This is a genomic window from Streptomyces sp. NPDC045846, from assembly GCF_056431605.1.
The window spans coordinates 202,815-228,307 of record NZ_JBWKKJ010000005.1 but is presented as its reverse complement, the minus strand read 5'-3'; the positions used below and the strand labels follow the sequence as shown (position 1 = coordinate 228,307).

At 73.3% G+C, this 25,493-nt stretch carries 17 protein-coding genes; 6 read left to right on the top strand and 11 right to left on the bottom strand.

Annotated elements, in window-relative coordinates; genetic code table 11:
- Positions 1 to 26: 26 nt before the first annotated feature.
- Genes AC07F3_RS16100 through AC07F3_RS16090 form a run of 3 tightly spaced genes read right to left on the bottom strand, consistent with a single transcriptional unit; the run spans position 27 to position 2,898 of the window.
- Positions 27 to 899, bottom strand: coding sequence for a hypothetical protein (locus tag AC07F3_RS16100; RefSeq protein WP_479114453.1), 873 nt, complete (start codon positions 897 to 899; stop codon positions 27 to 29).
- Entirely contained in the window at positions 896 to 1,702 is an 807-nt protein-coding gene (locus AC07F3_RS16095) for an ABC transporter ATP-binding protein (RefSeq protein ID WP_479114451.1), read from the bottom strand. The genes AC07F3_RS16100 and AC07F3_RS16095 overlap by 4 nt, the downstream gene beginning before the upstream one ends.
- Positions 1,699 to 2,898, bottom strand: a complete 1,200-nt coding sequence (locus AC07F3_RS16090; RefSeq protein WP_479114450.1) for a flavin-containing monooxygenase — start codon at positions 2,896 to 2,898, stop codon at positions 1,699 to 1,701. Before AC07F3_RS16090 ends, AC07F3_RS16095 begins: the two co-directional genes overlap by 4 nt.
- Positions 2,899 to 3,015: 117 nt before the next feature.
- Here AC07F3_RS16090 and AC07F3_RS16085 point away from each other — a divergent pair, with 117 nt between their 5' ends.
- Both AC07F3_RS16085 and AC07F3_RS16080 read left to right on the top strand, forming a co-directional pair.
- The gene (locus AC07F3_RS16085; RefSeq protein ID WP_479114448.1) at positions 3,016 to 3,453 is read left to right on the top strand and encodes a VOC family protein; all 438 of its coding nucleotides are present in this window, start codon (positions 3,016 to 3,018) and stop codon (positions 3,451 to 3,453) included.
- A gap of 62 nt (positions 3,454 to 3,515) precedes the next feature.
- Positions 3,516 to 4,184, top strand: coding sequence for an HAD-IA family hydrolase (locus AC07F3_RS16080; RefSeq protein WP_479114446.1), 669 nt, complete (start codon positions 3,516 to 3,518; stop codon positions 4,182 to 4,184).
- Positions 4,185 to 4,411: 227 nt separating this feature from the next.
- Here AC07F3_RS16080 and AC07F3_RS16075 read toward each other — a convergent pair whose 3' ends face one another.
- A complete protein-coding gene (locus tag AC07F3_RS16075; protein WP_479114445.1) occupies positions 4,412 to 4,975 on the bottom strand; it encodes a TetR/AcrR family transcriptional regulator in 564 nt (187 codons plus the stop codon).
- 285 nt (positions 4,976 to 5,260) lie between these two features.
- Between AC07F3_RS16075 and AC07F3_RS16070 the strand changes: the two genes are divergently transcribed.
- Positions 5,261 to 6,325 (top strand): aldo/keto reductase, encoded by a 1,065-nt coding sequence (locus tag AC07F3_RS16070; RefSeq protein WP_479114443.1) that lies wholly within the window; start codon positions 5,261 to 5,263, stop codon positions 6,323 to 6,325.
- A 152-nt stretch (positions 6,326 to 6,477) separates the two neighbouring features.
- Here AC07F3_RS16070 and AC07F3_RS16065 read toward each other — a convergent pair whose 3' ends face one another.
- The gene (locus AC07F3_RS16065) at positions 6,478 to 7,056 is read right to left on the bottom strand and encodes a hypothetical protein (protein ID WP_479114441.1); all 579 of its coding nucleotides are present in this window, start codon (positions 7,054 to 7,056) and stop codon (positions 6,478 to 6,480) included.
- Positions 7,057 to 7,191: 135 nt separating this feature from the next.
- Here AC07F3_RS16065 and AC07F3_RS16060 point away from each other — a divergent pair, with 135 nt between their 5' ends.
- From AC07F3_RS16060 to AC07F3_RS16050, 3 genes are all read left to right on the top strand, one after another.
- Positions 7,192 to 7,869 (top strand): response regulator transcription factor, encoded by a 678-nt coding sequence (locus tag AC07F3_RS16060; RefSeq protein WP_479114439.1) that lies wholly within the window; start codon positions 7,192 to 7,194, stop codon positions 7,867 to 7,869.
- Positions 7,862 to 9,349 (top strand): sensor histidine kinase, encoded by a 1,488-nt coding sequence (locus tag AC07F3_RS16055; protein WP_479114437.1) that lies wholly within the window; start codon positions 7,862 to 7,864, stop codon positions 9,347 to 9,349. Before AC07F3_RS16060 ends, AC07F3_RS16055 begins: the two co-directional genes overlap by 8 nt.
- Positions 9,350 to 9,541: 192 nt before the next feature.
- Positions 9,542 to 10,159 (top strand): hypothetical protein, encoded by a 618-nt coding sequence (locus tag AC07F3_RS16050; protein WP_479114436.1) that lies wholly within the window; start codon positions 9,542 to 9,544, stop codon positions 10,157 to 10,159.
- Between the two features lie 39 nt (positions 10,160 to 10,198).
- Here AC07F3_RS16050 and AC07F3_RS16045 read toward each other — a convergent pair whose 3' ends face one another.
- The 6 genes from AC07F3_RS16045 to AC07F3_RS16020 are packed head-to-tail and all read right to left on the bottom strand — an operon-like array spanning position 10,199 to position 25,013.
- Positions 10,199 to 11,257: a methyltransferase domain-containing protein gene (locus tag AC07F3_RS16045; RefSeq protein ID WP_479114434.1), complete on the bottom strand. Its 1,059-nt coding sequence runs from the start codon at positions 11,255 to 11,257 to the stop codon at positions 10,199 to 10,201.
- Positions 11,258 to 11,302: 45 nt separating this feature from the next.
- A complete protein-coding gene (locus tag AC07F3_RS16040) occupies positions 11,303 to 12,493 on the bottom strand; it encodes a glycosyltransferase (protein ID WP_479114432.1) in 1,191 nt (396 codons plus the stop codon).
- Positions 12,490 to 13,341, bottom strand: a complete 852-nt coding sequence (locus tag AC07F3_RS16035) for an alpha/beta fold hydrolase (protein ID WP_479114430.1) — start codon at positions 13,339 to 13,341, stop codon at positions 12,490 to 12,492. The genes AC07F3_RS16040 and AC07F3_RS16035 overlap by 4 nt, the downstream gene beginning before the upstream one ends.
- The gene (locus tag AC07F3_RS16030) at positions 13,332 to 13,685 is read right to left on the bottom strand and encodes a phosphopantetheine-binding protein (protein ID WP_479114428.1); all 354 of its coding nucleotides are present in this window, start codon (positions 13,683 to 13,685) and stop codon (positions 13,332 to 13,334) included. The genes AC07F3_RS16035 and AC07F3_RS16030 overlap by 10 nt, the downstream gene beginning before the upstream one ends.
- A complete protein-coding gene (locus tag AC07F3_RS16025; protein WP_479114426.1) occupies positions 13,682 to 18,172 on the bottom strand; it encodes a beta-ketoacyl synthase N-terminal-like domain-containing protein in 4,491 nt (1,496 codons plus the stop codon). Before AC07F3_RS16025 ends, AC07F3_RS16030 begins: the two co-directional genes overlap by 4 nt.
- Before the next feature lies 1 nt (position 18,173).
- Positions 18,174 to 25,013, bottom strand: coding sequence for an SDR family NAD(P)-dependent oxidoreductase (locus AC07F3_RS16020; RefSeq protein WP_479114424.1), 6,840 nt, complete (start codon positions 25,011 to 25,013; stop codon positions 18,174 to 18,176).
- Positions 25,014 to 25,493 lie beyond the last annotated feature (480 nt).

Here is a 25,493-nt window from a genome sequence, read left to right as displayed (position 1 = left end):
CTGCGGGCTCCTGGGATCAGGCCGCGTCAGGTGGGCTCCGATGCCCGCCGCCTGGTGACCGGGCCGTGCCCGGTCTCGGCGGCGGTGTGGGGCGAGGGCAGCCGCGGGGAACGGGAGGTGTCCGCCGGTGAAGCGGCCGCGCCGCACCCGCGGGTCCGAACGGCCAGGACCGCCGCCGCGGCACCGCTGGTGACCAGGCACCACAGCACGCCGAGCGCCGCGTAGGAGAGGCCGGGGCTGGTGTGGGTGAACGCGGCGGCGGCCGTGGTCTGGCTGGGCCCGAACAGGGGCAGCAGGACCAGCCATGGCTGGTCCGCGCGCGGGTTGGTCAGTGGGTTCTGGAGGGTGAGTTCGACGAAGATGCACGCGATCACGACGAACAACCCGCTCAGCTCGCTGCGCAGCGACGCGCCGAGCAGGGTGCCGATGCCCCCGTAGGCCAGTGCCGCGGCCCAGCCCGCCAGCCAGAGCATCCCGGGCTGCGGCGCCCCCACGGCCAGACGGAGCACTGCCGTGATCTGCACTGCCAGCAGGGCGGCGACGGCGATCATGGCGGTGAAGCGGGCGAGGGTCAGCGCGGTGCGGGGGTACCCGGCGAGAACGAGCCGCTGGTCCATCTCCCGGGCCTTGAACGTCGTCATGAACATCATGAAGCCGATCACCGTGGCGGCGCCGGGCAAGGAGCTGGTGATCTGAGTGGCCTGGCTGACGTCGCTGACGACCTGGACGTCGAGGACGTCCAGTCGGAACGTCAGGGGGGTGTGCGCCAGCGAAGCACCTCCGATCCACACCCATCCCGGGATGAAGACGACGGCCATCAGCACGGCGAGGCGGTTGTGCACGTGCCCGAGCAGGGTCAGGCGCAGCGCCACCAGAAACGCCGTGGTCCACGGCCTCATCGGGGTTCTCCTTGCGCGAGCGGTGTGAGACGACCGGCGCGGAGGTGGTGGACCGTGTCGAAGCGTGCCTGGTCGTGCAGGAGATGGGAGACGACGACGATCGCGCACCCGTCGTCGCGGAGGTGGCTCACCAAGGTCCAGAAGCGCTCATAGGTGGTCCAGTCGAAGCCTTGGTGGGGCTCGTCCAGGATGAGCAGGTCGGGGGCGTGCATCAGGGCGAGCGTGAGGTTGAGCTTTTGGCGGGTGCCGCCGCTGAGCCGGCCCAGGCGCTGATGCCGGCTGTCGGCGAAGTTCAGCACGCGGAGGAGTTCACCGGCCCGGTCGAGATCGGCGAGCCGGTAGGCGGCCTGGAAAAGGCGCAAGTGCTGGGCCACGGTCAGGGTGTCGTCCAGGTGGATCCGCTGCGGGCAGTAGCCGAGGACGCCCGACCGAGCGACGCGGCCGCGGTCGGGTGCCAGCTGCCCTACGGCGATGCGCAGCAGCGTGCTCTTGCCCGCCCCGTTCTCCCCCGCCACGCCCACCAGGGCGCCCGGCGGCACCGTGAGGTCGATGCCGTCGAGGACCCGAGTGGGCCCGTAGGACTTGCTGATGCCGCTCAGCAGCAACCGAGGCGGGCCGACGCTGGTGCCCGGGGTCCTCGCCGTCGGCGGTCTGTGCTGCGCGGGAACCTGGGGCGCGGCCTGCGCCTGGCCACGGTCGCGGTGCGGTGGGCGTTCGGCGAAACAGAGGTGGGGCAGCAGCGTGTGCGCCGGCCCGTGCTGTCCTTCGCCGGGCAGTGCCGGGTACGGATCTCGTCCTGTCATGGGGCGGAACTCACCGAATCGGACGCGGAGTTGGAGGCGGCGCTGCGCTGTCCGGGAACGGACGGGTACTGGGCCGCGATCGCACGGGCGATGGCGCGGGCCTCCACACCGGCCTGGTGGAGGGCGCCGCTGAGGGGGTTGGTGAACCCCGCGAAGTACAGATGGGGCGCTCCCGGGATCGTCCGCGCGCCGTGCACGACCGGCTGCCCGAGCCCGTCGAGCATGTCGTTGCCGGGCAGCAGTGACTCGAGGTGAGGCCGGTAGCCGGTAGCGGCGATCACGGTGTCAGGGACCAGTTGAGAGCCGTCGGCCAGCTCAACTCGCGGACCGGCAAAGGCGATTACGGCAGCCACGGGCTGGACCGAACGGGCCCGTACCGACTGGACGAAGCCGTGGTCCAGGACCGGGTTGTTTCCCTCGCGCGCATTGCGCGTGAACGGCCCGGCGGTGGGGCGAGCCACGCCGAACGGGGTGAGGTCGGCCACCGCGCAGCGCTGCATCAGCAGCGCGGAACGGTCGCGCCAGGACAGGGGCAGGAACTCCGTCATGCGCCCGACGGTGTGCCAGCGGCTGGAGCTGCGCGGCAGGATGTTCGGCGGGGTCCGCAACGCGATCCACACCTTCCTCGCGCCGGCCCGGGCCAGCACGCTGGCGATCTCGGTGCCGCTGTTGCCGGCGCCCACCACGAGGACCGAGCGCCCCCGGTAGGGCGCGGGGTTGCGGTAGTCGGCGGAGTGCAGGAAGTCGCCGCTGAACGATTCACGTCCGGGCCAGTCGGGCACGCGCGGCGTGTGGCAGCGCCCGGTGGCCACCACCACCGCCCGCGCCGCGATGGTCTCGTCACCGGCCCACACCTTCCAGTGCGGGCCTGCCGTACCGGATCCGGAAGCGGCTGGAACGGCCTCGATGCGTCGCGCCCGGGTCGTCAGCCGCACCTCCAGGCGATGGTGTGCGCGGTAGCGCTCCAGGTATTGGACGAAGTCGTCGCGCGCCACCCACGGGCCGAACCGGCGAGGCAGCGCGAGACCGGGCAAGTGCGATCCGCCCCGGGCAGTGTGCAGCCGCAGGTGGTCATAGCGCTGCGCCCAGCTCACGCCTACCTGTTCCCCGCGCTCCACCACCACGACCGGAACGCCTGTCCGGCGCACGGTCGCCGCGACAGCAAGGCCGCTGGGCCCCGCTCCGATGACGACCACGGGCGCGCCATCCCTACGAGTTTCTCGGGGTGCTGGGGGTGTCTTCGGCATCACCGCGTCAACGAGCCCCCCATGCAAAGGACACGCGAGCCCGGCCCGCGTCGATAGCGTGCGCCGATGGCCATCAAACTTGAGAACGTCGGCATCACCGTGCGCGACCTCGAAGCAGCGATCTCCTTCTTCACCGACCTCGGCCTCACGGTCCTCGGCCGCGACACGGTGAGTGGTGACTGGACGGACACCGCCGTCGGCCTCGACGGCAATCACGCCAGGATCGCGATGCTGCAGACGCCGGACGGCCAGGGTCACCTTGAGCTCTTCGAATACGTCCACCCCGAGCCGATCGAGTCGGAGCCCACGCGTCCCAACGACATCGGCATGCATCGCGTCGCCTTCTCCGTCGACGACATCGACGAAGCCCTTGAGACGGCCGCAAGGCACGGATGCCATCCCCTTCGCGGTGTGGCGACCTATGAGGACATCTACAAGCTCACCTACGTCCGCGGCCCCAGCGGCATCCTTGTGATGCTCGCGCAGGAGCTGAAGAAGAACTGACGGGTGATCAGGTCTGTTTGGCAAGTGCTGCCCCGCACCCGGCCGGATGGCATGATCGCGGCGTGACCAGCGAACCGCCCCGCCCGGGCCCTGCTCAGTACGTCCTCTTCGATGTCGACGGAACATTGATCGACGCGGTGGCCAACCAGCGTCGGGTCTGGGAGATGTGGGCACGGAGGTACGGACTCGACGGCGCCTCGGTCTACGAGGTCGCGCTGCGGACGCGCCCCATGGAGACCTTCGCTGCGGTGGCCCCGCAGCAGGACCCGCGGCAGTGCCTGGCCGCATTGCATGAACTCGAGGACGAAGACGTCCGATCCGGTGTCTACGGCGCGTTCGACGGCGCGTCGGAGCTGCTGAGCGGCTTGCCGTCGGGCCGTTGGGCGCTGGTCACCTCGAACTACGAGCACCGGGTGCGAGGTCGGTTCGCCCGCACTGACCTACCGGTCCCGGACGTGGTCGTGGACGCCGCCGCCGTCGAGGAAGGAAAACCATCGCCGGTCCCCTACCTGCTGGCCGCGGAGCGCCTCGGCGCGAAGCCGGAGGAGTGCCTGGTCATCGAGGACGCGCCGTCCGGCGTCGAGTCCGGACTGCGAGCCAACATGACGGTCTGGGGCGTCAATACCCCGGCACCCGTCGACGGCGTACACCGTCACTATGCGAGCCTGCTCGACGCGATTCCCGACATTCTCGCCTTCGCGAGGGGATCAGTTCGGGGTTCCACGGTCTGAGCGATCTGCTTTCTGCGGCCCGCCGACGTCGGCCGCAGTGCGATCTGGGCGCGGTGAGGGGGGACGCGCGCTGGAGCCGTCCCGAAGAAGGCCGCTTGGCGGTCTCTTGCCGTGCCGCTTCGGCAAGTTGGGGGCCGCGGCACGGCGCCGACAAACTGCTGAGGTAGCGCCCACGGCCGCGCCGCGCCCAGCGAACGACCGCTGCGGGCACGGCGATTCGCGAACGTCTAGCGGGGCCTGAGTCCGTCGACGACGACGGCCAGCATGCGGGTCAGCTGGGGGCGCTGCTCGGGTGCGCCTGCCACGGAGAGCAGACCGGCGAGGATGCTGCCCACGTCGGCCGGGTCGATGTCGGGGCGCAGCTCCCCCGCCGCGGCGCCTGCCTCGATCACCATCGCCAGGACCTGCTGTACCTCGTCGCACACCGGCCCGGTGCCGAAGCGGCCGGAAGCGCTCATGGCGACCAGGGCCTCGCAGATGCCGCGCCGTTCACCGGCCCAGTCGGCGAACCGGAGCATCCACGCGTGGAGCGCCTGTGCGGGCGACTCGGTGGCCAGCAGGGTGCGCGCGGCATCGCGCAGGGGGCGGATCTGGTCCCGGTAGACCTCTTCGACCAGATCCTCCCGGGTGGGGAAGTGCCGGTACAGGGTGGCATTGCCCACTCCCGCGCGCTTGGCGATCGCGTCCAGCGAGATGGCCCGTCCGGATGCGAAGGCTTCGGCGGCCGTGGCGATCAGCTGCTCGCGGTTGCGCTGCGCGTCGGCGCGCAGGGTGCTGCGTGGAGGTGTCATGACCTTCGCGATCGTGAGTGCGGACAAGTCTGGGAAAACGTTTCGGGGAGGTCCCCGGTTCAGTGTACGGTGAGGCAAGTGGGGAGGTCCCCGGTTACGGGTGCTTCTCCCACGCCGAAGGGGCTTGCCCTGCCTGCGGCGCTCACCACCGGGGAAACGCGGTGCGCCGACGGCGATGCCGCCCCGCTCCCCGAAGGGGCTCGACCGCTGGTGCACATCCACGGGCCCGCGACCTGCCCGCGCGCACCACACACGCCAAGAACCACCACCGCACAGGAGAACACGATGGCGCTCACGCTCGACACCTACCGGCAGCTGGGACGTTCCGGCCTGCGGGTCTCACCCCTCGCGCTCGGCGCGGCCACCTTCGGCAACGACTTGGGCTGGGGCGCGGAGCAGGACGAGGCGCGGAAACTGTTCGACCACTACGTCGAGCGGGGTGGGAACTTCATCGACACCGCGGTCACCTACACCAACGGCACCTCCGAGCGCATGCTCGGCGAGTTCACACGCGACCGGCGCGACAGTCTGGTCCTCGCCACCAAGTACACGACGCTGCGTCGCCCCGATGACCCCAACTCCGGCGGCGCCGGCCGAAAGAGCCTGTTCGGAGCCGTCGAGACCAGCCTGCGGCGGCTGAACACCGACTACATCGATGTGCTCTACCTGCACGTATGGGACTCCACCACACCCGTGGAGGAGATTCTGCGTGGCCTGGACGACCTGGTACGCCAGGGCAAGATCCTCTACGTCGCCATCTCCAACACCCCGGCCTGGCAGATCGCGCGCATGCAGACGATCGCCGACCTGCGCGGCTGGGCTCCCCTCACGGCACTGCAGCTGGAGTACAACCTGGTGGAACGCACAGGCGAGCGTGATCTCCTGCCGATGGCCCAGGAGCTGGGTCTGGGAACCGTGCTGTGGTCCCCCTTGGCGGGCGGGATCCTCACCGGAAAGTACGGCCGCCAGGACATCACCGCGCCGGCGTCCGACCAGGCCGGGAGCACCCGCAAGAGCTTCAACCAGGCTCTGGGCGCGGTGACCGAGCGCAGCCTCGCCATCGTGGACGTCGTGAAGGAGGTCGCGGCGGAACTGGGCCGGACCCCCGCACAGGTCGGACTGGCGTGGACCTTGCACAACCCGGAGGTGACGGCGCCCATCATCGGGGCGCGAACTGTCGAGCAGCTGCGGGAGAACCTGGGAGCCCTCGATGTCGACCTCACCCCGGCCCAGAAGGCGCGCCTGGACGAGGTCAGCGCGATCGATCCCGGCTTCCCCCACGCCATGCTCGCCAGTGACCACATCCGCGTGCTGACCCGCGGAGATCTGAAGATCCAGGCCCGCCGTTGACGGGTAGCGGCGCGGTCCCCTCCGCGGCCCGCCACTCGCTCGAAGGCGCGCCCGCCCTCAAGTGGGCGCCAGGCCAAGGTCGTTGACCCGGCTCCGCTCGGCATCCGTCCGGACAGCGGTGGACGGATGCCGAGCGGCTCGCGACGGCGCGGTCAGCGGATCGTCTTCGGGCCCTGCTCGGCGACGGTGTTACTCGTGACCGTTCCATCGGCGCCGGCCAGCGTCACCAGGTGCCGGACCCCGTCCGGGCCGAGGACCACGGCCTGCCAGGCGCTGCCGCCACCCTGCTGGGCGACCACCGACAGCGATTCGACCTTGCCGCCGGAAACGGCACCCGTCGCCTTGTCCACGGCCTGCGCGGCCGGAAGCGCGGGAAGCGGCGCCGGGGCCTGCACCGATCCGCCCGGCAGGGAACCCCAGCCGTCCCGCCCGGCCTCCCGCGCCTGCTTCGCACCGCCTCGGCCGTCCCTCTCCGGACCGCCGCGATGGCTCCGGCCCTCGGCGGCGTACCGGCCGCCGCCGCGCTCCTCGTGGTGGTGCTCCGCCACCGCCGCGGCCGCCGCACCGCCGCCGATCAGCACCACGAGCCCGAGCGCCACCCAGCGGGTGCGCCCCTGCCGGGTCAGCCGGGCGAACCGGCCGCGGCGCCCCGGCGCCTTGCCGGTCGGCCCGGCAGCCTCCTCGCCCGGACCCACGGGGTACTCGGGAGGCTGGGGACTGGACTGATTCATCTGGCTGCTCCTCGTGTTCCACCGGACCACGCGCCCGGCTCGGGCCGAGCATGCGGGGAGCATGCTGAAGCTTTGCTGAAGCGACCTGAAGAACCCTTCAGCAAGCGGGCGACGCGACCTGAGAACCTTGACCCCATGCGCGTACTGGTGGTCGAGGACGAGCGGCGGCTGGCCGCGGCCCTACAACGGGGGCTTCAGGCCGAGGGCTTCTCGGTGGACGTCGCCCACGACGGGCCGCAGGGCCTGTGGCTCGCGGGCGAGCACGACTACGACGTCATCGTGCTCGACATCATGCTGCCCGGGATCAACGGCTACCGCGTCTGCGCCCGGCTGCGTGCCGCGGGCTGCGAGTCGGGCATCTTGATGCTGACCGCGAAGGACGGCGAGTACGACGAGGCCGAGGCCCTCGACACCGGAGCCGACGACTTCCTGTCCAAGCCGTTCTCGTACGTCGTCCTCGTGGCCCGGCTGCGCGCGCTCGTGCGGCGCACGGGGCGGCGCAGCCCGCAGATCATGGAGTTCGGCGACCTGGTGATCGACCCGGCCAAGCAGCGCTGCACCCGGGGTGGGGCCGAGGCCCGGCTGACCTCCCGCGAGTTCGCCGTGCTCGTACATCTGGCCCGGCGTGCCGGTGAGGTCGTCCCCAAGCGGGAGATCCTTGAACAGGTGTGGGACGCCGCCTACGAAGGCGACCTCAACGTCGTCGAGGTCCACGTCAGCGCGTTGCGCCGCAAGATCGACGCGCCCTTCGGGCGGGCGGCGGTGGAGACCGTGCGCGGCGCCGGCTACCGGCTGGCGGCCGACGGTGGCTGAGCAGGACGCACACGCCGCCACCGCGCCCAGCACCGTCGTTCACCGGGTCGTCGCCGTGCTGCGCCGTCTCGCCCGGCGGCTGCGGCCCCGCTCCGTGCGGGCCCGCGCCACGCTGGGCGCCTCCGTCGTCGTCGCGCTGGCGCTCGGCGTCGCCTCCTTCGGGTTGCTCGGGCTGCTGGAGAACAACCTGCTGCGCAACGCCCAGACCGACGCCGAACGACAAGCCGTCGTCACCGCCGGGCTCGCGGCCGAGGGCCGGCTCGACGCCGTCCTGACACCCGACCGCGGCACCGATTTCCTCCAGGTCGTCGACGCCCACGGCCGGGTGCTCGCGGCCAGCCCCAACCTGACCGGCCGCCCCGCCCTCTCCCCCGCGCGCCCCACCGCAGCGGGCACCGTACGAGGCACGTGGAAGGGCGGGCCCGTGCGTGAGGAGCACCGTCAGCGCGTCGTCCAGGTCACCACCGCCACCAGCAAGGGCCTCGTCACCGTGTACGCGGGCACGTCACTGCGGGAGGCCGACGCGGCGGACGAGTTCATCCGGGCCTCGCTCATCTTCGCCGTGCCGCTGCTCGTCCTCACCGTCGCCCTGGTCACCTGGCGGGTCACGGGCTGGGCCCTGCGTCCCGTCGAGGCGATCCGGGCCGAGGTCGCCGAGATCAGCGACCGCGATCTGCGCCGCCGGGTACCCGTGCCGCCGAGTCAGGACGAGATCGCCCGGCTGGCAGCCACGATGAACACCACGCTTGACCGTCTCGAAGCGTCCGTGGTCCGCCAGCGCCAGTTCATCGCGGACGCCTCGCACGAACTGCGCAGCCCGATCACCGTGCTCCGTACGCAACTCGAGGTGGCCCAGGCACATCCCGACCCCGACCTGTGGGGCGAACTCGTCAGCGGGGCCCTGGAGGACACCGTACGGCTCCAGGACCTGGCCTCCGACCTGTTGCTGCTCGCCCGGCTCGACACCGAGCAGGCGCCCCCTTCCGACGCGGTCGACCTCACGGAGGTCGTCCGGGAAGCGGCCCGTACACGCAAGCTGGACCGGGTCCCGGTCGACACCGAGATCGCACCGCACGTCACGGTGCGCGGCAGCACGCTGCGGCTTGCCCGGCTCGTCACCAATCTGCTCGACAACGCACAACGGCACGCCGATCACCGCGTGCTGCTCTCCCTGCGCGTGGACGGGGCCCGGGGCACAGCGGTGTTGGAAGTCAGTGACGACGGCCCGGGCATCCCGCCCGCCGACCGAGAGCGGGTCTTCGAGCGCTTCACCCGGCTCGACGACGCCCGCAGCCGCGACCAGGGCGGCTCCGGTCTCGGCCTGGCCATCGCCCGCGACATCGCCACCCAACTGGGCGGCTCCCTCACCGTCGAGGACGCGGGACCGGGAGCCCATCTCCTGGCCCGCCTCCCACTGGACACCTCCGAGGTCGTACCGGCTCCCACCCGCCGAGGCCAACCCCCAACTCAGGTCGGCTGACCGGGGGTTCGGGCCCATGGCCGCCCTGGGCGGAACCGCAGACCACGACGCCCGCGTCATCCAGGACACGCATGGTGTTGTCGACGACAGGGGAGAGCAATGGCACTGTTCGGGCGAGGGAAGCGGCGCGACACGGTCTCCGGCGAGGGGTGTCCCGATCACAGTCCGTGCAGCCGGCTTGCCGAAATCCCCGTGCAGGAGCTCGACTCCCGGCTCCGGCTGGTGGTCACCCCGGTCGCCGATCTCGGCCCGGACTCGATCACCGCGCAGCTCGGCGGGGGCCTGGCCGCGCTCCTGGTGGCGATGGGGGCGCTCGGCACCGCCCACGCCGTCCCCGCCCACTTCGCACCGCGCTGGAACGCCACGCCCCCCGATCTGCTCGTCCGCGCGCTGGGCAACATGGCGCGCGACCGCCTGGCGATCGAGAACGTGGCGGGCGGGAACGGCGGACCCGCCCTGTACGTCGTGACCGGCCAGGACGGCCTGCCTGGCGCCGCGCACGTCCTGCGTCTGGAGGAGGTGCTGGGGCACAAGCTGCCGCACGGCGCGCTGGTCGCGATGCCGAGCAACAACCGCTTCTACGCCGTCCCGATCCTCAGCGGGGACGACCTGGGCCTGCTCGATCCCCTGGTGTCCGCCGTCCGGGGCTTCGCGGAGCAAGGGGCCGTGCTGAGCCAGGACGTGTTCTGGTTGCACGGCGGGCGGCTGGATCCGCTCAACGCCACCGTCAAGAACGGCGAGTTGCGCTACTTCCCGTCGGACGCGTTCAAACAGCTGCTGCCGCGGTTGCGTCACGACGGCGCCCGCTGAGGCAGTCGACAGGAGCCGGTGGGCCTGCGGCTTCGACGTTCACCCGGCGCGGCGGGCGATCACCCGGTACGCGTTGGAGAAGCGGGTCCGCCGCGCCAGCGGGTTGACCAGCTGATCGAGGACGTACACCGCGATCAGCACCGGCAGCGCCGCCCATACCAGTGCGAGGCGAAGGGCGCGGGCGGCGCGGCCCGGGCGGCGGGGCCGCCAGGGTGCGTCGTCGCGCGGCAGCAGCCGGCCGAGCAGGAACCAGCCGGCGCACACCAGGTCGGCCGGGATGTGGGCGTCGCGGCGCTCGGCCACCTCGATGGTGAAGCCGAGTTCGCGCAGCCGTCGGCACAGGTTGCCCATCGGGACCATGTTCAGGTGCTGGGGCTGGAACCAGGGCAGCCAGAGCCGGCCGAGCAGCCGTCCCGACAGCGACTCCGGGTCGGGGACCTCTATCAGGAGGTGACCGCCGGGCTTCAACGCCGTGTGGGCGGCGACGAGTTCACGGTGCGGGTCGAGGGTGTGCTCCAGGTAGTGGAACATGCTGACCGCGTCGTAGCGGCCCGCCATGTCGTCGGCGAGGTCCACGAACAACCCCCGGTAGGCGTCCTGGACGCGGCCCTCCTTGGCGGCCCGCTCGACGCCCTCGCTCATGTCGAGCCCGTCGAAGTCGGTGTCGGGCAGCACCTCCTTGGCGGTGGCGCAGAAGTGGCCCAGTGAGGTGCCGACGTCCAGCCAGCGGCGGGGCAGGGCGACGCGCCGCAGGGCCCGGGCGCTGCGGCGGAAGCGTTTCTTGCTGCCGTTGCCCTCGAACATCTTGGCGGTCGTCTCGGCGCCGAGCCCGTCGTAGAAGTCCCGGTAGTAGAAGTCCAGGCCCTCCTGGCTCAGCCTCGGGTTCTGGAAGACGTGACCGCAGCCGCGGCACTGGTCGAGGACGAACTCGCCCGGCTTGCCCTGGATGAGGTCCGTGGTGCGGAACTTGCCTCGCAGCTGTGAGCCCCCGCACCAGGGGCAGTCGGTGCGGGCGGGCAGGAAGAAGCGGGCCGTGCCGCGGGCCAGTTCGGCCTGGTACGAGGGGCGGAGCCGGGCGATCCGTTCACTGTCGGGCATGTGCGTGCCTCTCTGTGGGGGCTCTGTCGGGGCGGGGCGGGGGCGTCATCGCGGGCGTTCGGCGAGGGGCGCGGCCAGCTTTTCCAGATGCGTGGCGGCGGCCGCCTCGCCGCCGGCGGCACGGAAGGCGTCCCGGACGCGGCGGGCCGCGTCCCGGTAGCCCGGCTCGGTCACCACCGCGTCCAGGGCCGCGCCGATCTGCTCGCGGCCCGCCCGCGCGAACTTCACCCTCAACCCGGCCCCGGCACCGACCACTTGGGCCGCCACGACCGGCTGGTCGTCCCTGATCGGGGCGACCACCAGGGGCACGCCGTGCCACAGCGCCTCGGTGACCGTGTTGTGTCCCGCATGGCAGACGACCGCCGTCATCCGCTCCAGGACGGCGACCTGCGGCAGGTCCGCCCTGACCAGCACATCGGGCCCCGGTGGCTGTGCCCCGAGCAGTCCGCCGGGGTCGCACACCACCGCCCGCAGCCGTCCGGCACGGGCGCGGACCGCCGCGACGCTCTCGGCGAGGAAACGTCCGCCCGCGTCGATGTTCGCCGTACCCAGCGTGACCAGGACCGAGGGCGTCCCCGGCGCTAGGTCCAGCCACTGCCAGGGAAAGTCCCCGGCGGCGGAACGCCGGGCGGCCAGCGCCGGTCCGACGAAGCGCAGGTCTGTCTCCGGCGCGGTGTACGGGCCGGTCAGCTCGGGGGTGGTGAAGGCGAGGGTGAGCGCCGGGGAGAAGCGCGGGTCGTGGGTGGCGGCGGGATCGCCGATGCGTTCGCGCAGCTCCCGCAGCAGCCCAAGGAGCCAGCCGCGCACGCCCGGCATGGCGGCCATGCTCTCGGTGAGTTCGGCCGACGTGGTCGACGACGTCGCGAACGGCACCCCGAGCCGCTCCGCCACCAGGGCGCCCGCGACGGTCTGCTGATCGGCCACCACCACGTCCGGTCCGAAGGCGGTGATCGCCGCCGCCACCCCGGGTGCCATCGCCTCGGCGAGCGGGCCGAGGAAGTCGGCCCACAGGAACTTCAGCGCCGCGAGCCCGCGCAATTGGGGCGGCCGTCCCGCGAGGTGGTCGGGCCCGGCGCACACGTACACCCGGGGCCGCTCCCCGACCAGCCGCCCGATGATCCCGGGCCGACCCGCCCATGCCACCTCGTGGCCGCGCGCGGTCAGTTCGGCGGCGACGGCGGCCGCGGGGTTGATGTGACCGGTCAGCGGCGGCACGACGAACAGGAAGCGGCTCACCGGACCGGCCCCGGCCCACTGGGCGCGGCCGCGGCGTGCTCGCGCACCCAGTCCAGGGCGAGCCGCCCCACCTCGTCGGAGGCCTCGACCAGGACGGAGTGCTTCTGCCCGGGGACCACCGCGACCGAGCAGTGCGGCAGCAGTGACCGCAGCCGGGCGGATTCGGCGGCCACCAGGCCCTCCTGCCCGTTGACCAGGAGCACCGGGCAACTGACCCCGCCGAGCTGTTCGTCGGTGAGCACCCGCCCGGTGGGCATGTCCTCGGCGATGGTGGTGGAGCGTACGAGCCGGGCAGCGGCCCGGCCGAGCCGGCGGATGTGCGCGTCGTGGCGGGCGTCGCCGGTGCGGGTCGAGGAGAGCGTCCCGTACTGCTCGGTGAACCACACCAGCGCCTCGTCGTCCCCCATGTCCCCGGCGTGGCGCAGGGCGGACGTCATCGTGTGCGACCAGGCGCGGCTGGCGGGGCCCGACTCGACCACGGTGACGGTGGCGACGCGCTTTGGCCGGTGGACGACGAAGTCGAGGGCGACCGTGCCGCCGAAGGAGTTGCCGACGAGGTGGACGGGGTCGGTGATGTCCAGTTCGTCGAGCAGCGCGTCGAGGTCGGCGGTGAAGTGCTCCAAGGCGTACCCACGGGGCGGGCGTTCGCTGCGGCCGTGGCCGCGCAGGTCGTACATGACGGCGTCGAACCCGGCCTCCGCGAAGCGGGGGCCGAGGGTGAAGTAGTAGCTGGCGAGGCTGTCGATGAAGGCGCCGTGGACGAACACCACGGTCGCGTGCGGCGGTTGACGGGGCGGGCGCATCCGCTGGACGTGCAGGCCGATGCCGTTCGCGCGGATCATGACCATGGGGCCGCTCCCGATCGCGGGGCGGCGCCGAGGCGGTGCAGGACGTGGTCGACGAGCCGTCCGACGGACAGCTCGATGACCTCGTCGATCTCCAGGGAGGCAACGAACTCGGCGAAGTTGACCTGGTCGCCGTACCGCTCCTGGAGGTGGCCGGACAGCACGACCAGGTCGATGCTCTCCAGTTCCAGGTCGTCGCCGAACAGGGTCTCGGGGCGGATGTCGGCGGGGTCGGGGGCGTAGTCCCCGAGCACCTCCACGATCAGCCCGGCGATCTCGGCCAGGATCCTCTCCCCGTCCGGCGGTGCGAGGGGGGTGGCGCCGGGGGGCCGTTCGCTGGTGGTCACTGAGTGCTCTCCTTGAGGGTCGTCGCAGACGTGGTCCAGGCCACGACATGGGTGGGGTCGACGTGGGTGCAACGAATGTGGTGGTGGCGACCGTCGACGGTGACGGTGAGGGCGTCGGGAGCCGCCGCGGTGACCTCGAAGGCGTGCGGCCGCCCGCCGAACCCGGTGCCCTCCGCCTTGGCGGCCGCCTCCTTGGCCGCCCAGAACCGGGTGAACCACAGCGCCTCGGTACGCCCGGACTCGGCGGCGACGAGCCCGCCGAGGAGGGCGAGTTCGCGGGGGCCGAGGGCGACGCGGTGGGTCTGGGGGGTGCGGTCGGCGACTTCTTCGACGTCGATGCCGACGCCGTTCGCGTACGGGCCGTCTTCCGGTGGGCGGACGAGGGCGACCGCGAGGTCCCCGCGGTGGGCGAGGGACAGGTCCAGCGGCGGAAGCGTGCGTCCGTGCAGCCCCACCGCCCGGGGCCGCCCCGACTCCTCGTTCACGATCTCGATCTCGGCCGGGAACACCGCGCCCTCGCCGCACTCCCACAGCCACCGCCGGACCGCGTCCTTGGCGGCGATCCGGCCGAGCAGCCACTGGCGCCGTCCGCGCGGCGGGCGCGCCTCGTAGGCCTCCCGTTCGGCCCGGCCCAGTTGCATGCGCATCAGCAGGTCGCGCGAGGCCAGGTCCGGCCATGCGTCGCGCAGCAGGCACCAGCCGCCGGGCTGCGCCTCGGCGAGGGCGCGGTGTTCCGGGTAGCCGCCGGACCTGCGCGCGTCGAGCCCGGAGAACCGCCGGTCGCGCCAGCCATAGAGCTCCGCCCACACCGTCCCGTCGGGCTGGGTGAGCCGGGCGTCCGCGAGGAGGGTGTCCTCCGTGAGCGAGGTGATGACGGCATGGCAGTCCAGGCGGGTGCCGGGAGGCGGGGGCGGTCCGTGGAAGACGACCCGCTCGATGCCGACCGGGAAGATCACGGTCCGGGTGGGGTGGGTCGACATCAGCCAGTAGCCGAGGAGTTGGCCCACGTTGTCGAGGAGCCCGCCCGGCGCGGACGGCGTGGTGAGGGTGCCGCGGACGTGTCCGGGCCCGATCCCGCGCAGTGCCGTGACGCCGCGGAAGGCGGGTCCGTGGAACATCCACCGGTCCTCGTAGAGCTGGGCCGCCGCCATGTCGGGCGCGCGTTCGTCGGCCGCGTCCAGAGGCGGTGCGTGCGACGGGGCCGGGTAGGCAGGGGCGAGCTGCACGGTCGCGCGGGCGTACGGCCCGAACGCGACCGCCCACTGACCGGAACCCTGCGGCCGGGCGGTGAGGGTCACCTCCACTTCCGGCATGGCGCTGACCCACTTCTCCAGCCGCACATCGTGCACGGCCACCGCGCGCTGTCCAGGTGCCGCGCGCTCGGCTGCGGCCATCAGGTGGTGCAGGACGGTGGTGGCGGGGACGACCGGATGCCGGTCGGCGGGGTCGGGCCAGCCGGGCCGTTGCGGGAAGAAGCAGTGGTCCAGGAGGTAGGGCATGGAGGCGGTGGAGACGCGCAGTCGGGTGCGCTGCTCGGCGGGCGGGGCGGCGATGTCGGATTCGGCCAGTGCCGCCGCCGCGGGGGCCGCCGCCTTTGGAGTTCGGGCTCCCTCCAATACGGCCGTGACGCTGTCCACCGTCTCCCGCATCAGCGCGTCGAGCTCCGCGGCGACGGGGTGGAGCCGGGTGACGGATTCACTCAACAGCCTTGCTGAGGCGTTGCGTTGGGGCGGCGCCTCTTCTGAACGGACGCGCAGCTCGTCGCGTAACTCTTCCACGCGGTGGGGGGCGAGAGGGATCAGCGCGGCGGTCAGGTCGAGGGGGGTCGGGGCGGCGGAAGAGCGCGGCCCGTCCGGCCGGGCGGGCGTGAGCGCGTACCCCTCGGTCCACAACGCCGTCTCCACCCGCAGCAGTTGTGCGAGTCCGCCGCGTCGGGGTGAGTTGGCGGCGAGCGTGAGGTGGTCGCGGTCCTTGAGGGTGTCGTCGAGCAGCGAGGTCAGCCGGCCCGTGCCCACCTGGACGAAGGCGCGGAAGCCCGCCGCGTACAGGGCGTCGACGAGCGGCCGGAACCGTACCGGCTCCAGGAGGTGGCGGACGAACAGGGCGCGGACCCCGTCGGGGTCGGCGGGGAACGGGGCCGCCGTGGTGCCGGACCAGACCGGGATCCGCTGCGGAAGGATCTCCGCCGCGTCCACACCCCGCTTCATGGGGGCCAGATAGGGGGCGAGCATCGGCGTGTGGAAGCCGGAGCGGAACGGGAGCAGTTGGCAGATCACGTGTTCGGCGCGGAGCTTCGCCACGAACTCCTCGACCGGCTGTTCCGGGCCGCACACCATCGACTGGCCGGGCGAGTTGTCGTGCGAGAGGACGAGGTCCGGCCAGTCGGCGAGCGCCTCGCTCACCCGGGCCGCCGGGGCGCCGATCGCCGCGAACGCGAGCCCCGGCACCCGCAGCGTGTCGGGGTCGAAAGAGGCGAAGAAGGCGTCCGCCTCGTCGGCCGCGAACATGCCGCCCGCGATCATCGCCGCCCATTCGCCGACGCTGTGTCCGGCGACCCCGTCGGGCCGGACGCCGAGCGCGCGCAGGGCCTCGTCGAGAACCCTGCCGACGCGGAGCACGCCGAGTCCGTGCCGGGCGACGTCGCTCGCCTCGGTGTACGCACGGCCCGGCAGCCGCAGCCCGTAGTGCTCGGCCACCTCATCCACCCGGGGGGCGAACTCGGCTTCCAGTCCGGGGAAGACGAATGCCACCTTGCCCCCGCCCGCAGGTCCCAGGAGCGGATGCGGGGCGAACCACACATCGCTGCGGCCGCGCCACGGACGGCCCTGGGCCACCGCCCGCCGCGCGAGCGCCAGCCGCTTGGCGGTCGGATCGACGATGCCGAGGCGCGCTGGCGAGACCTGCACGGTGTCCCGCGCGTACGAGGTGTCACCGCGTGCCCGTACCGTCGTGTCGTCCGCGTCCAGGAGCCGCGCCAGGCCCTCGGCACTGCCCGCGCTCAGGCGCAGCACCCGCTCCGGTTCGCGCACGGCCGTCCGGCATGGAGCGGGCACGGCGCCCGGGGCCTGTTCCAGGACGACGTGGGCGTTGATCCCGCCGAACCCGAACGCGTTGACGGCCGCCCGGCGCAGCGGATCCTGCCACGGCCGGGCGAGTGCCGCCGGACGGAACCGGGTGCGGGCGAGCGCGGGGTGCGGTTCGTCGCAGTGCAGGGTCGGCAGCAAGGTCGCGTGATGCACGGCGAGGGCCGCTTTCACCAGACCGGCGACGCCCGCGGCGGGCATGCAGTGGCCGATCATCGATTTCACCGAGCCGATGACGGCCGTGGCCGCCCCCTCCATGGCCGGTCCGAACACCTCGGCCAGTGTGGCCAGTTCGGCCGCATCGCCCGCGGGAGTGCCGGTGCCGTGCGCCTCCAGGAGGCCGAGGGAGCCGGGGGCACGCGGGTCGAGGCCCGCGGCTCGCCAGGCCTGCCGGACCGCACGGGTCTGGCCGCCGGGATCGGGGTTCATCAGCCCCGCGGCGCGGCCGTCGCCCGCGACGCCGGTGCCCCGGATCACCGCGTACACGCGGTCGCCGTCGCGTTCGGCGTCCGCGAGCCGCTTGAGGACGACGACACCCGTGCCCTCTCCGATGAGGATGCCGTCGGCCGCCGCGTGGAAGGGGCGGCTGCGCTGACTCGGCGAGAGGGCGCGCAGCTGGGTGAAGACGCTCCACAGGGTGATGTCGTGGCAGTGGTGCACCCCGCCCGCGAGCATCATGTCGCAGCGGCCCGCGGCGAGTTCGCCCACCGCCTGGTCGACCGCGATCAGCGAGGACGCGCAGGCCGCGTCCACGGTGTACGCGGGGCCGCGCAGGTCGAGCCGGTTGGCGATGCGGGACGCCGCGAGATTGGGGACGAGTCCGATGGCCGCTTCCGGATGCTCGGGTCCCAGCGTTTCGGTGAACGCGGCCCGGACCCGGTCGAGCTGGTCCGGGGCGAGATGGGGCATCAGCTCGCCCAGGGTGCGCGTCAACTGATGGGCGGTGCGCACTCGTTGGTCGAGGCGGACGAGTCCCGGAGTGAGGTATCCGCCCCGGCCCAGAACCACCCCGACCCGGCCGCGCTCGGGCAGCCGCTCCTCACCGCCCGCGTCCGCGATCGCCCGGGCCGCGACGGAGAGCGCGATGAGCTGGTCGGGTTCGGTGCCCGCGACCGAGTGGGGCATGATGCCGTGGCGGGCGGCGTCGACCTCGGCGAGGCCGTCGACGAAGCCACCGCGCCGGCAGTAGATCCGGTCCGCGCCGCCGCCCGGGTCGCCGGGCCGGTAGTAGACCGGGTCCCAGCGTCCCTCGGGCACCTCGCGCACGGCGTCCACACCGCCCACGAGGTTGTGCCAGTAGGCGTCGAGATCCTTGGCGCCGGGCAGCAGGACGGCCATGCCGACGATGGCGACCGGAATCTGACGCTCCCTCAAACCGGCCGGGGCCGGTGTCCGGTCGGCCATGTCACAGGGCCGATGCCGTGTAGACGACGGACGTGGCCGACTCGTCGCCCCAGGCCAGCTCCCGCAGCAGGGCCAGCGCGCCCTCCTCGCGGTCGATGAGCGCCACTCCGCGCCGGGCGTACTCGCGGGCGAGGTGCGGGGTGACCATGCCGCCGTGCGCTCCGGACGGCGCCCACGGCCCCCAGTGCACGGTCAGCGCGCGCCGACCGGTGCGCCGCGCCCACTGCTCGCCGACGTGCGCGAGCGCGTCGTTGGCGGCGGCGTAGTCGCTCTGTCCCCGGTTGCCGAGTACGGCGGAGACACTGCCGAACAACACGGCCGTCCGGGGGCCGTGGGGCAACTGGGCCGCGGCGTCGAGCAGCGCGCGGGCGCCGTCCACCTTCGTGGCGTACACCCGCCAGAACGACTCGGGGTCCTTCTCCTCCATGAGCCGGTCCTCGATCACGCCCGCCGCGTACACCACCACATCGATGCGGCCCTGCTCCGCCTGGATCTCCTTGACGGCCTGGGCCACGGCCGCCGCGTCGCACATGTCGGCGACGCGGTACGCGGCCGGGCTGCCGAGCTGCCCCAACCGGTCGAGGGTGTGGGCGACTTCACGGGCCGCGAGCACGTTCTTGACCTCGCGCTCGATCGTCGCGGGGGTCAGCTCGCCCCGTCCGGCGAGCAGTGCTCGCAGCGCGGTCGAGTCGGCGGCGTCCGCGAGCTCCGGGTCCTCGGGTCCGGCGGGCAGCGCGGTCCGGCCGAGGAGTTCGATCCGGCAGTGGGAGGCCGCCGCGAGCGCAAGGGCGAAGTCGGCGGTGATCCCGCGTGCCCCTCCGGCGAGCACGACCACGGAGTCCCGGTCGAGCCCGAGCGCGGCGGCCTCGGCGGCTCCGACCCCGGCGGGCCCCGCCCCGGTGCGCGCCAGGCCGCCGAGGCCGCGCTCCACGAGCGTGTACCCGTACCGGCCCGCCTCGGTGCGCACGACGACGGGGGCGCGGTCCTCGGCATACAGCTCCGCCAGCAGGAAGTCGGCCTGCCGGGCGGCGGTGACCGCCGGATCGAGGTCTACGACGCGGGCGGCGACGTCGGCGTACTCCCGGTCGATGGTCCGGAACAGGCCGTGCAGTCCCGCCCCCGCGTCCTCTCCACTGCCGGGGGCGGTCCTGCCGCAGATCAGCCGACGGGGTGCGAGGCGCAGGGCGGACCGGAAGACCTCGAAGGCTCCGGGCAGCAGCGCCGCGCCGCCGTCAGGCGCGTCCTCGGGGGCCACGGCCCCCAGGTGAAAGACCCCGTCGAGGGGCCCGTCGGCCGGATCGAGCCGCCGGTCGGTGTCGTGCGTGACGACCTGCGCGCCCCTGCCGACCAGCCGGGCAGCGAGCTCGTCGGCGGTGGCGCCGACGCCGAGCAGGACGAAGCGCCTGCCGTGCAGGTCGGGGACCGACGGGATGACCGGCAGGCCAAGGGGCGTCCGTTCCAGGAGGCAGCGGCGCGGAGCCACCCCCGGGACGGGCTCGCTCCCGGGCTCGGGCGCGGCCGTGCCGGCCGACGCAGGCATGGCCGTCGCCGTTTCCGGCTCGGCCGGACTCTCGTGCTCCGTGATCCATGCCGTGATCGCGGCGACCGTCCGGGCCCGGGACAGCTCCTCCATCTCCGTGTCGTCGAAGGTCCGGGTCCCCGCGAGGCGGCGGGCCAGCTCGCCGACGATCTCGGTCCGTTTGATGGAGTCGATGCTCAGGTCCGCTTCGAGGTCCAGATCGGGTTCGATCATGTCGGCCGGGTAGCCGGTCCGTTCGCTGATGACGCTCAGCACGGCCTGCTCGACGTCGACGACGACCGGCGTGTCCGTGGCCTGCGGAGCCGACTCGACCACGACCGCCGGGGCCGGTTCCGTACGAGGCGGGAGAGCGGGCACCTGCGGCGAGGAGGCGGCTCCGGCCGCGGCCCCCAAGTGGGTGAGCAGGACGTCCCGTTGAGCCGCGACCAGTTCGCGGCTCGTGCGCAAAAAGTCCGCGATGAGGTCGCGGTCGTCGTGCCGGGGGCCACGGTCAGGTGTCACTGTGCTCGTCTCCAGACTGACCCGTCGGGCCGGTTTCAGGGCCCCGGGCAGCAACTCCCCGGAGCGGGTGCGGACGAGTTGGCCGTCGACGGTCCAGCCGGGCGGCTCCGGTCGCTCCGTCACCGCGCCCCGGCCTTGGAGGAGCCGTCCGGCGCGTACCGGCACGCCCACGACCGCGAGCCGCGCCAGACACTCCAGCAGTCCGCGCAGCCCGGCTCCGGGGCGCGGCTCGCAGGCGACCGCCCGGTGCGGGCGGTCCCCCAGGATCTGGCCGACGAGGCCGGTCAGGACCGTGCCCGGGCCCGCTTCGACGAAGACGCGTGCCCCGGCCGCGTACATCGCCTCGACCTGTTCGGCGAAGCGCACCGGGGACCCGATCTGCGCGGCCAGTTCGGCCCGGACGCCGTCGGGCCGGTCCGGATAGACCGCGGCCGTGCGGTTGGCCCAGACCGGGAAGTCCGGCGCCCTGACCGAGTGCCGGGCCAGGACCGGGGCGAACCGCTCGCCCGCGCCCGCCACCAGCGGGCTGTGGAAGGCGCAGGCGACCGGTATGCGCCGCACGCTGTGCCCCGCGCCGCGCAGTCGCTCCAGCGCCTCCTCCACCAGGGCGGTGGGGCCGGAGACGATGGTCTGGCGGGGGCCGTTGCGGTTGGCGGCCACGACCCTGTCGCTCAGCCCGGCTGCGGCGAGGACGCGCTCGACGTCGGCGGGGGCGGCCGTGACCGCGGCCATCGCGCCGGGGTCGTCACCGAGCGAAGCCAGGATCGCCCCGGCCCGGTGGGCGCTCAGGTCGAGCAGCGCGTGCGGGGTCAGCGCTCCGGCGGCCGCCAGGGCCACCAGCTCCCCGTAGGAGTGCCCGCCCGCCATGTCGGGATGTACGCCTGCCCACTCCAGGACCTGGGAGGCCGTCAAGTTGACTATTCCGAGGGCTGGTTGGGCCATGCTCGTGTCCTTGAGCGCCTCCTGCCTGCGCTCGGCCGCACCGGGCTCGAACGCCTGGGGCGGATAGAGCGCGGACGCGTACGCGCCGCCCTGCCGCACCAGGTGCGCGGCCTCCGGGAAGGCGACAAGGAGCTCGCCGAGCATGCCGGGGCGCTGGCTGCCCTGACCGGGGAAGAGAAAGGCGACCCTGGGCCGGTCGGCTTCGGGCCCACCGGACTCGTTCCCGCCCCTCCCCCGCCCCTCTGCCGCGGACCCGCCGGGAAGCCGGCCCGACTCGTCCCCGTCCGCGGTGTACACCCCTCTCCCCCGCTCCCCGTCCGCCGCCTTCCGCAGCAGCCCCCGCAGGTCGTCCACGCTCTCGGCGACGACCGCGATCCGTACCGGGCCCGGCCGGGTCGCGGCGCGCCGGGCCGCCACCAGCGCGGCGTCCCGTAGCCGCAGGCGTGCGCCCGGGCCGTCCAGCTCGGCAAGGAGCCACTGCGCCTCCCGTCCGGCCGCCGCGCCGTCCGCGCCACGGAACAGGAACAGTTCGGCGGGCCACACCTCGTGCCCCTGGGCCGGGGGCGCCCCGGCGTCGTGGGCCGTGAGCACGGCGTGGAAGTTGGTCCCGCCGAAGCCGAACGCGCTGACCCCCGCGACCCGTTCGGCCGCCGGGGCCGCCCACGGCCGGGCCTCGGCTTGGAAGGCGAACGGGCTGGCGGCGGGGTCCCAGGCGGCGTTCGGCTCCTGGATGTGGAGGGTGGGTGGTGTGATTCCCGTATACAGGGCCATGGCCGCCTTGATCAGGCCCGCCAGGCCCGCCGCGCACTTGGTGTGGCCCAGCTGGGACTTGACGGAGCCGAGCACGCAGCCGCCCGGCGCCGCGCCCGCCTCGGTGAACACGGCCGTCAGCGTGGTCAGTTCGGTACGGTCGCCGACCACGGTCCCGGTGCCGTGCGCCTCGACCAGACCGACCCGGGCGGGCGAGATTCCGGCCGCCCGGTAGGCCCGTTCCAGCGCCGCGCGCTGGCCCTCGGGCCGGGGCGCGGTAAGCCCGAGGGAGCGCCCGTCGCTCGCGCTGCCGATCCCCTTGACCACCGCGTACACGCGGTCGCCGTCCCGCTCGGCGTCGGCCAGCCGCTTCAGCGCCACGCAGGCCACACCCTCACCGAGCACCGTGCCGTCGGCGGAGGCGTCGAACGTACGGGAGCGCCCGCTCGGGGAGAGGGCGCGCACGGAGGAGAAGAGCAGGTAGTCGTTGATGCCGTTGTGCAGGTCCGCGCCGCCGCAGAGCACCATCTCGCTGGTACCGGAGGCGAGTTCCTTGCAGGCCACGTCCAGCGCGGCGAGCGAGGAGGCGCAGGCCGCGTCGACGGTGTAGTTGGCGCCGCCGAGGTCGAGGCGGTTGGCGATCCGGCCCGCGATGACGTTGGCGAGCATGCCGGGGAAGGAGTCCTCGGTGAGCTGGGGCAGCTGCTCCTCGACGGCGGGCGGTATCTCCCCCAGGTAGGCGGGCAGGACGGTGCGCAGGGTCGTCGCGCCCGAAAGGTCGCTGCCGGATTCGGCCCCGAAGACCACGGACGTACGGAAACGGTCGAAGGCCCGCTCGCCGTACCCGGCGTCCTCCAGCGCCCGTCGGGCCGCTTCGAGGGCGAGCAGTTGTACGGGTTCGATGCTGCCGAGCGAGGCGGGCGGGATGCCGTACGCGAACGGGTCGAAGGGGATCGGCGGCAGGAAGCCTCCCCACCGCGAGGCGGTGGTTCCGGCGCGCTCGCCCGTGGCGTCGTGGTAGATCTCCTGGTCCCACCGGTCGGCGGGGACTTCGGTGACCGCGTCGACGCCGCCGACGGTGTTCGACCAGTACGTCGCCAGATCAGGGGCCTGGGGGAACATGCAGGCCATGCCGACCACGGCGATGTCGAGCGGCCGCGGGGCGGGCTCTTCGGCGGTGTCCTCGGCGGCGCCCAGTGTCTCGGCCAGTTCGGCCGCCCGCCGCTCGGTGAAGGCCGCGGCGCCCCGGCTCACCGCGTCGTGCAGCGCGCTGACGGTCGTGGTCGCCGAGCGCAGCACGGCCACTTCCCCGGCCATGAACATCCCGGCGTCGCGCTGGCGTTGCTCGGATACGGGCCGCAGCTCGTCGCCCTCGCGCTCCACGCCCTTGCTGGCGATCCGCAGCCGCCCGAGGTTCAGGCGTTCCAGTTCCTCCCAGGCCTGGCGGTCGGGGGTGCCGTCGGCGTGCAGGCGCGCGCGGGCGGCGGCGTAGTCGGCGGTGTACGGGCTGGCGACGCAGCGCGTGGCATGGCCCGGGGCGCTCTCCAGGAGGGCGGTGGCCCCGGCGGCGATCACCTGGCGCTGGAAGGCCGGCTGGATCGCGCCGCACTCCACCGCCTCCGCAGTGAAGAGATACGCGGTCCCCATCAGGGCGCCGACCGCGACGCCGCGTGCGGTGAGCGGGGCGGCGAGCGCGGCGGCCATGGCCGAGGAGCGTTCGTCGTGGATGCCGCCCGCGAGCAGCACCTCGAAGTCGCCCGCCGCGCCGGGCGTGCGCGCCACGTACCGCTCGACGACCGCCAACTGGGCCTCCCAGAGCGGAAAGCTGTTGCGCGGTCCGACATGTCCGCCGCATTCGGCCCCTTCGAAGACAAATCTGCGCATGCCCATGTCAATGAACTGCGTGAGCAGCGCGGCCGACGGCACATGCAGGAACGTCTTGATGCCCGACGCCTCCAGGTCGGCCGCCTGGGAGGGGCGGCCCCCGGCGATGATCGCGTGGGTGGGACGGACCGCTCGTACGGCCGCCAGCTGTTCGGCCCTGATCCCGCTGTCCGCGAAGCCGAGGATGCCCACGCCCCAGGGCTTTTCGCCCAGTTCACGGCGGGCCTGTTCCAGAAGGGTGCGGCTCTGCTCGCCGTCGGACAGCGCGAGGGCCAGCATCGGAAGCGCCCCTTCGCGCGCCACGGCCGCGGCGAACCCCGCCCGGTCGCTGACCCGGGTCATCGGGCCCTGCACGAGGGGCAGGCGGGTGCCGAGGGCCTTCGCCATGGCGGAGCCCGCCGCCAGGGCCCGCACACCGGCCGGGTCGCCGACGGCGGCCACCATGGCCTCGCGCACCCCGCGCACGGCCCCGGCCACGGCCCCCCACCGCTCGGCGAACCGGGCGGCGAGGAACGCGTCCTGGCCGACGGGGAGTTCGAGTCCCGTGCGGGCATTTCGCAGCGCCCGGACGCCGTCGACGACACTCGTCTCGGACCCGTCCATCGTGCGCAGCGCGGCCGCCGCCTCGTCCCCGATTCCGGACTCCGCGAGCAGGGCGAGCTGAGTGTCGAGGACGACCCCGGCCGCACCGCCGACCACCGCGGCTGCCGCCGTGCGCGGGCCGATGCCGCCGCAGGCCCACACGGGCAGGTCGCACTCAGGGTCGGCGAGCAGCGCCTGGAGCAGCACGAACGTGCTCAGATCACCGCCGCGACCGCCGCACTCGCTGCCGCGCGCTATGAGCCCGTACGCACCGTCCATCGCCGCCCGGCGCGCCTCTTCCCGGCCGCCCACCTCCGCCAACACCCGGCAGGAGTCGCCGAGTTGGCGAGCCTTCCAGTCGGCGTCGGCCGCGAGCACCACGACCGGGGGGAGGGCGCCGCCGCACTCATCGGCGACCTCCTCCGGCGTCAGCGCGCAGGACGGCCCGACGCGGACGGCGAACGTGCCCCGCGTCCAGCGCCGCACCCGCGCGAGCGCTTCCCTGGCCCGGCGGTCACCCGCCCCGAGCTCCAGCACTCCGAGTCCGCCGGCCCGGCTCACCGCGGCGACCGGGCGCGGGTCGGGCAGTCCCAACGGGCTCAATCCGATGACAAGTTCAGGGTTCGGCGCTACGGGCGTCATGAACACTCCGAATCAAACCGGTGGTGCTGCGAGGGGGGTTACGGCAGCAGTGAGCCCGGGACGGCCGCGGCGGACACCATCGGGCGGCGCCGGGCCGCGGGCGAAGCTCGTACCACTGCCGGGACGTGCGCTGATGCGGGGCCTTGCGCTGGCGATACGGGGACGTGGGCTGAAGCGGGTAGGTGTGCGCTGCCTGTGCGGGGACGTGTACTGAATCCGGGAGGTGCAAGGTCGTGCGCGGGTGCGGGGGCGTGCCGGTGCCGGTACTCGTAACACTGCCGAGAAGTGCGGGGCGCGGGATCACGCGGGGGCCGACCTTACCGATCGCGAGGAGCGGCTGCCAGGGTGCCTTCCGCCTCCACCTCGCGCCGCCGCACCGAACCGGACGCCCCGATTCCCCATGAGCCCTTCCCGTCTCTAGTGACGTCCCGTCATATCTGACGTGCCGTCATATTGCAATCGTCGGAGCATGCCCGGCTG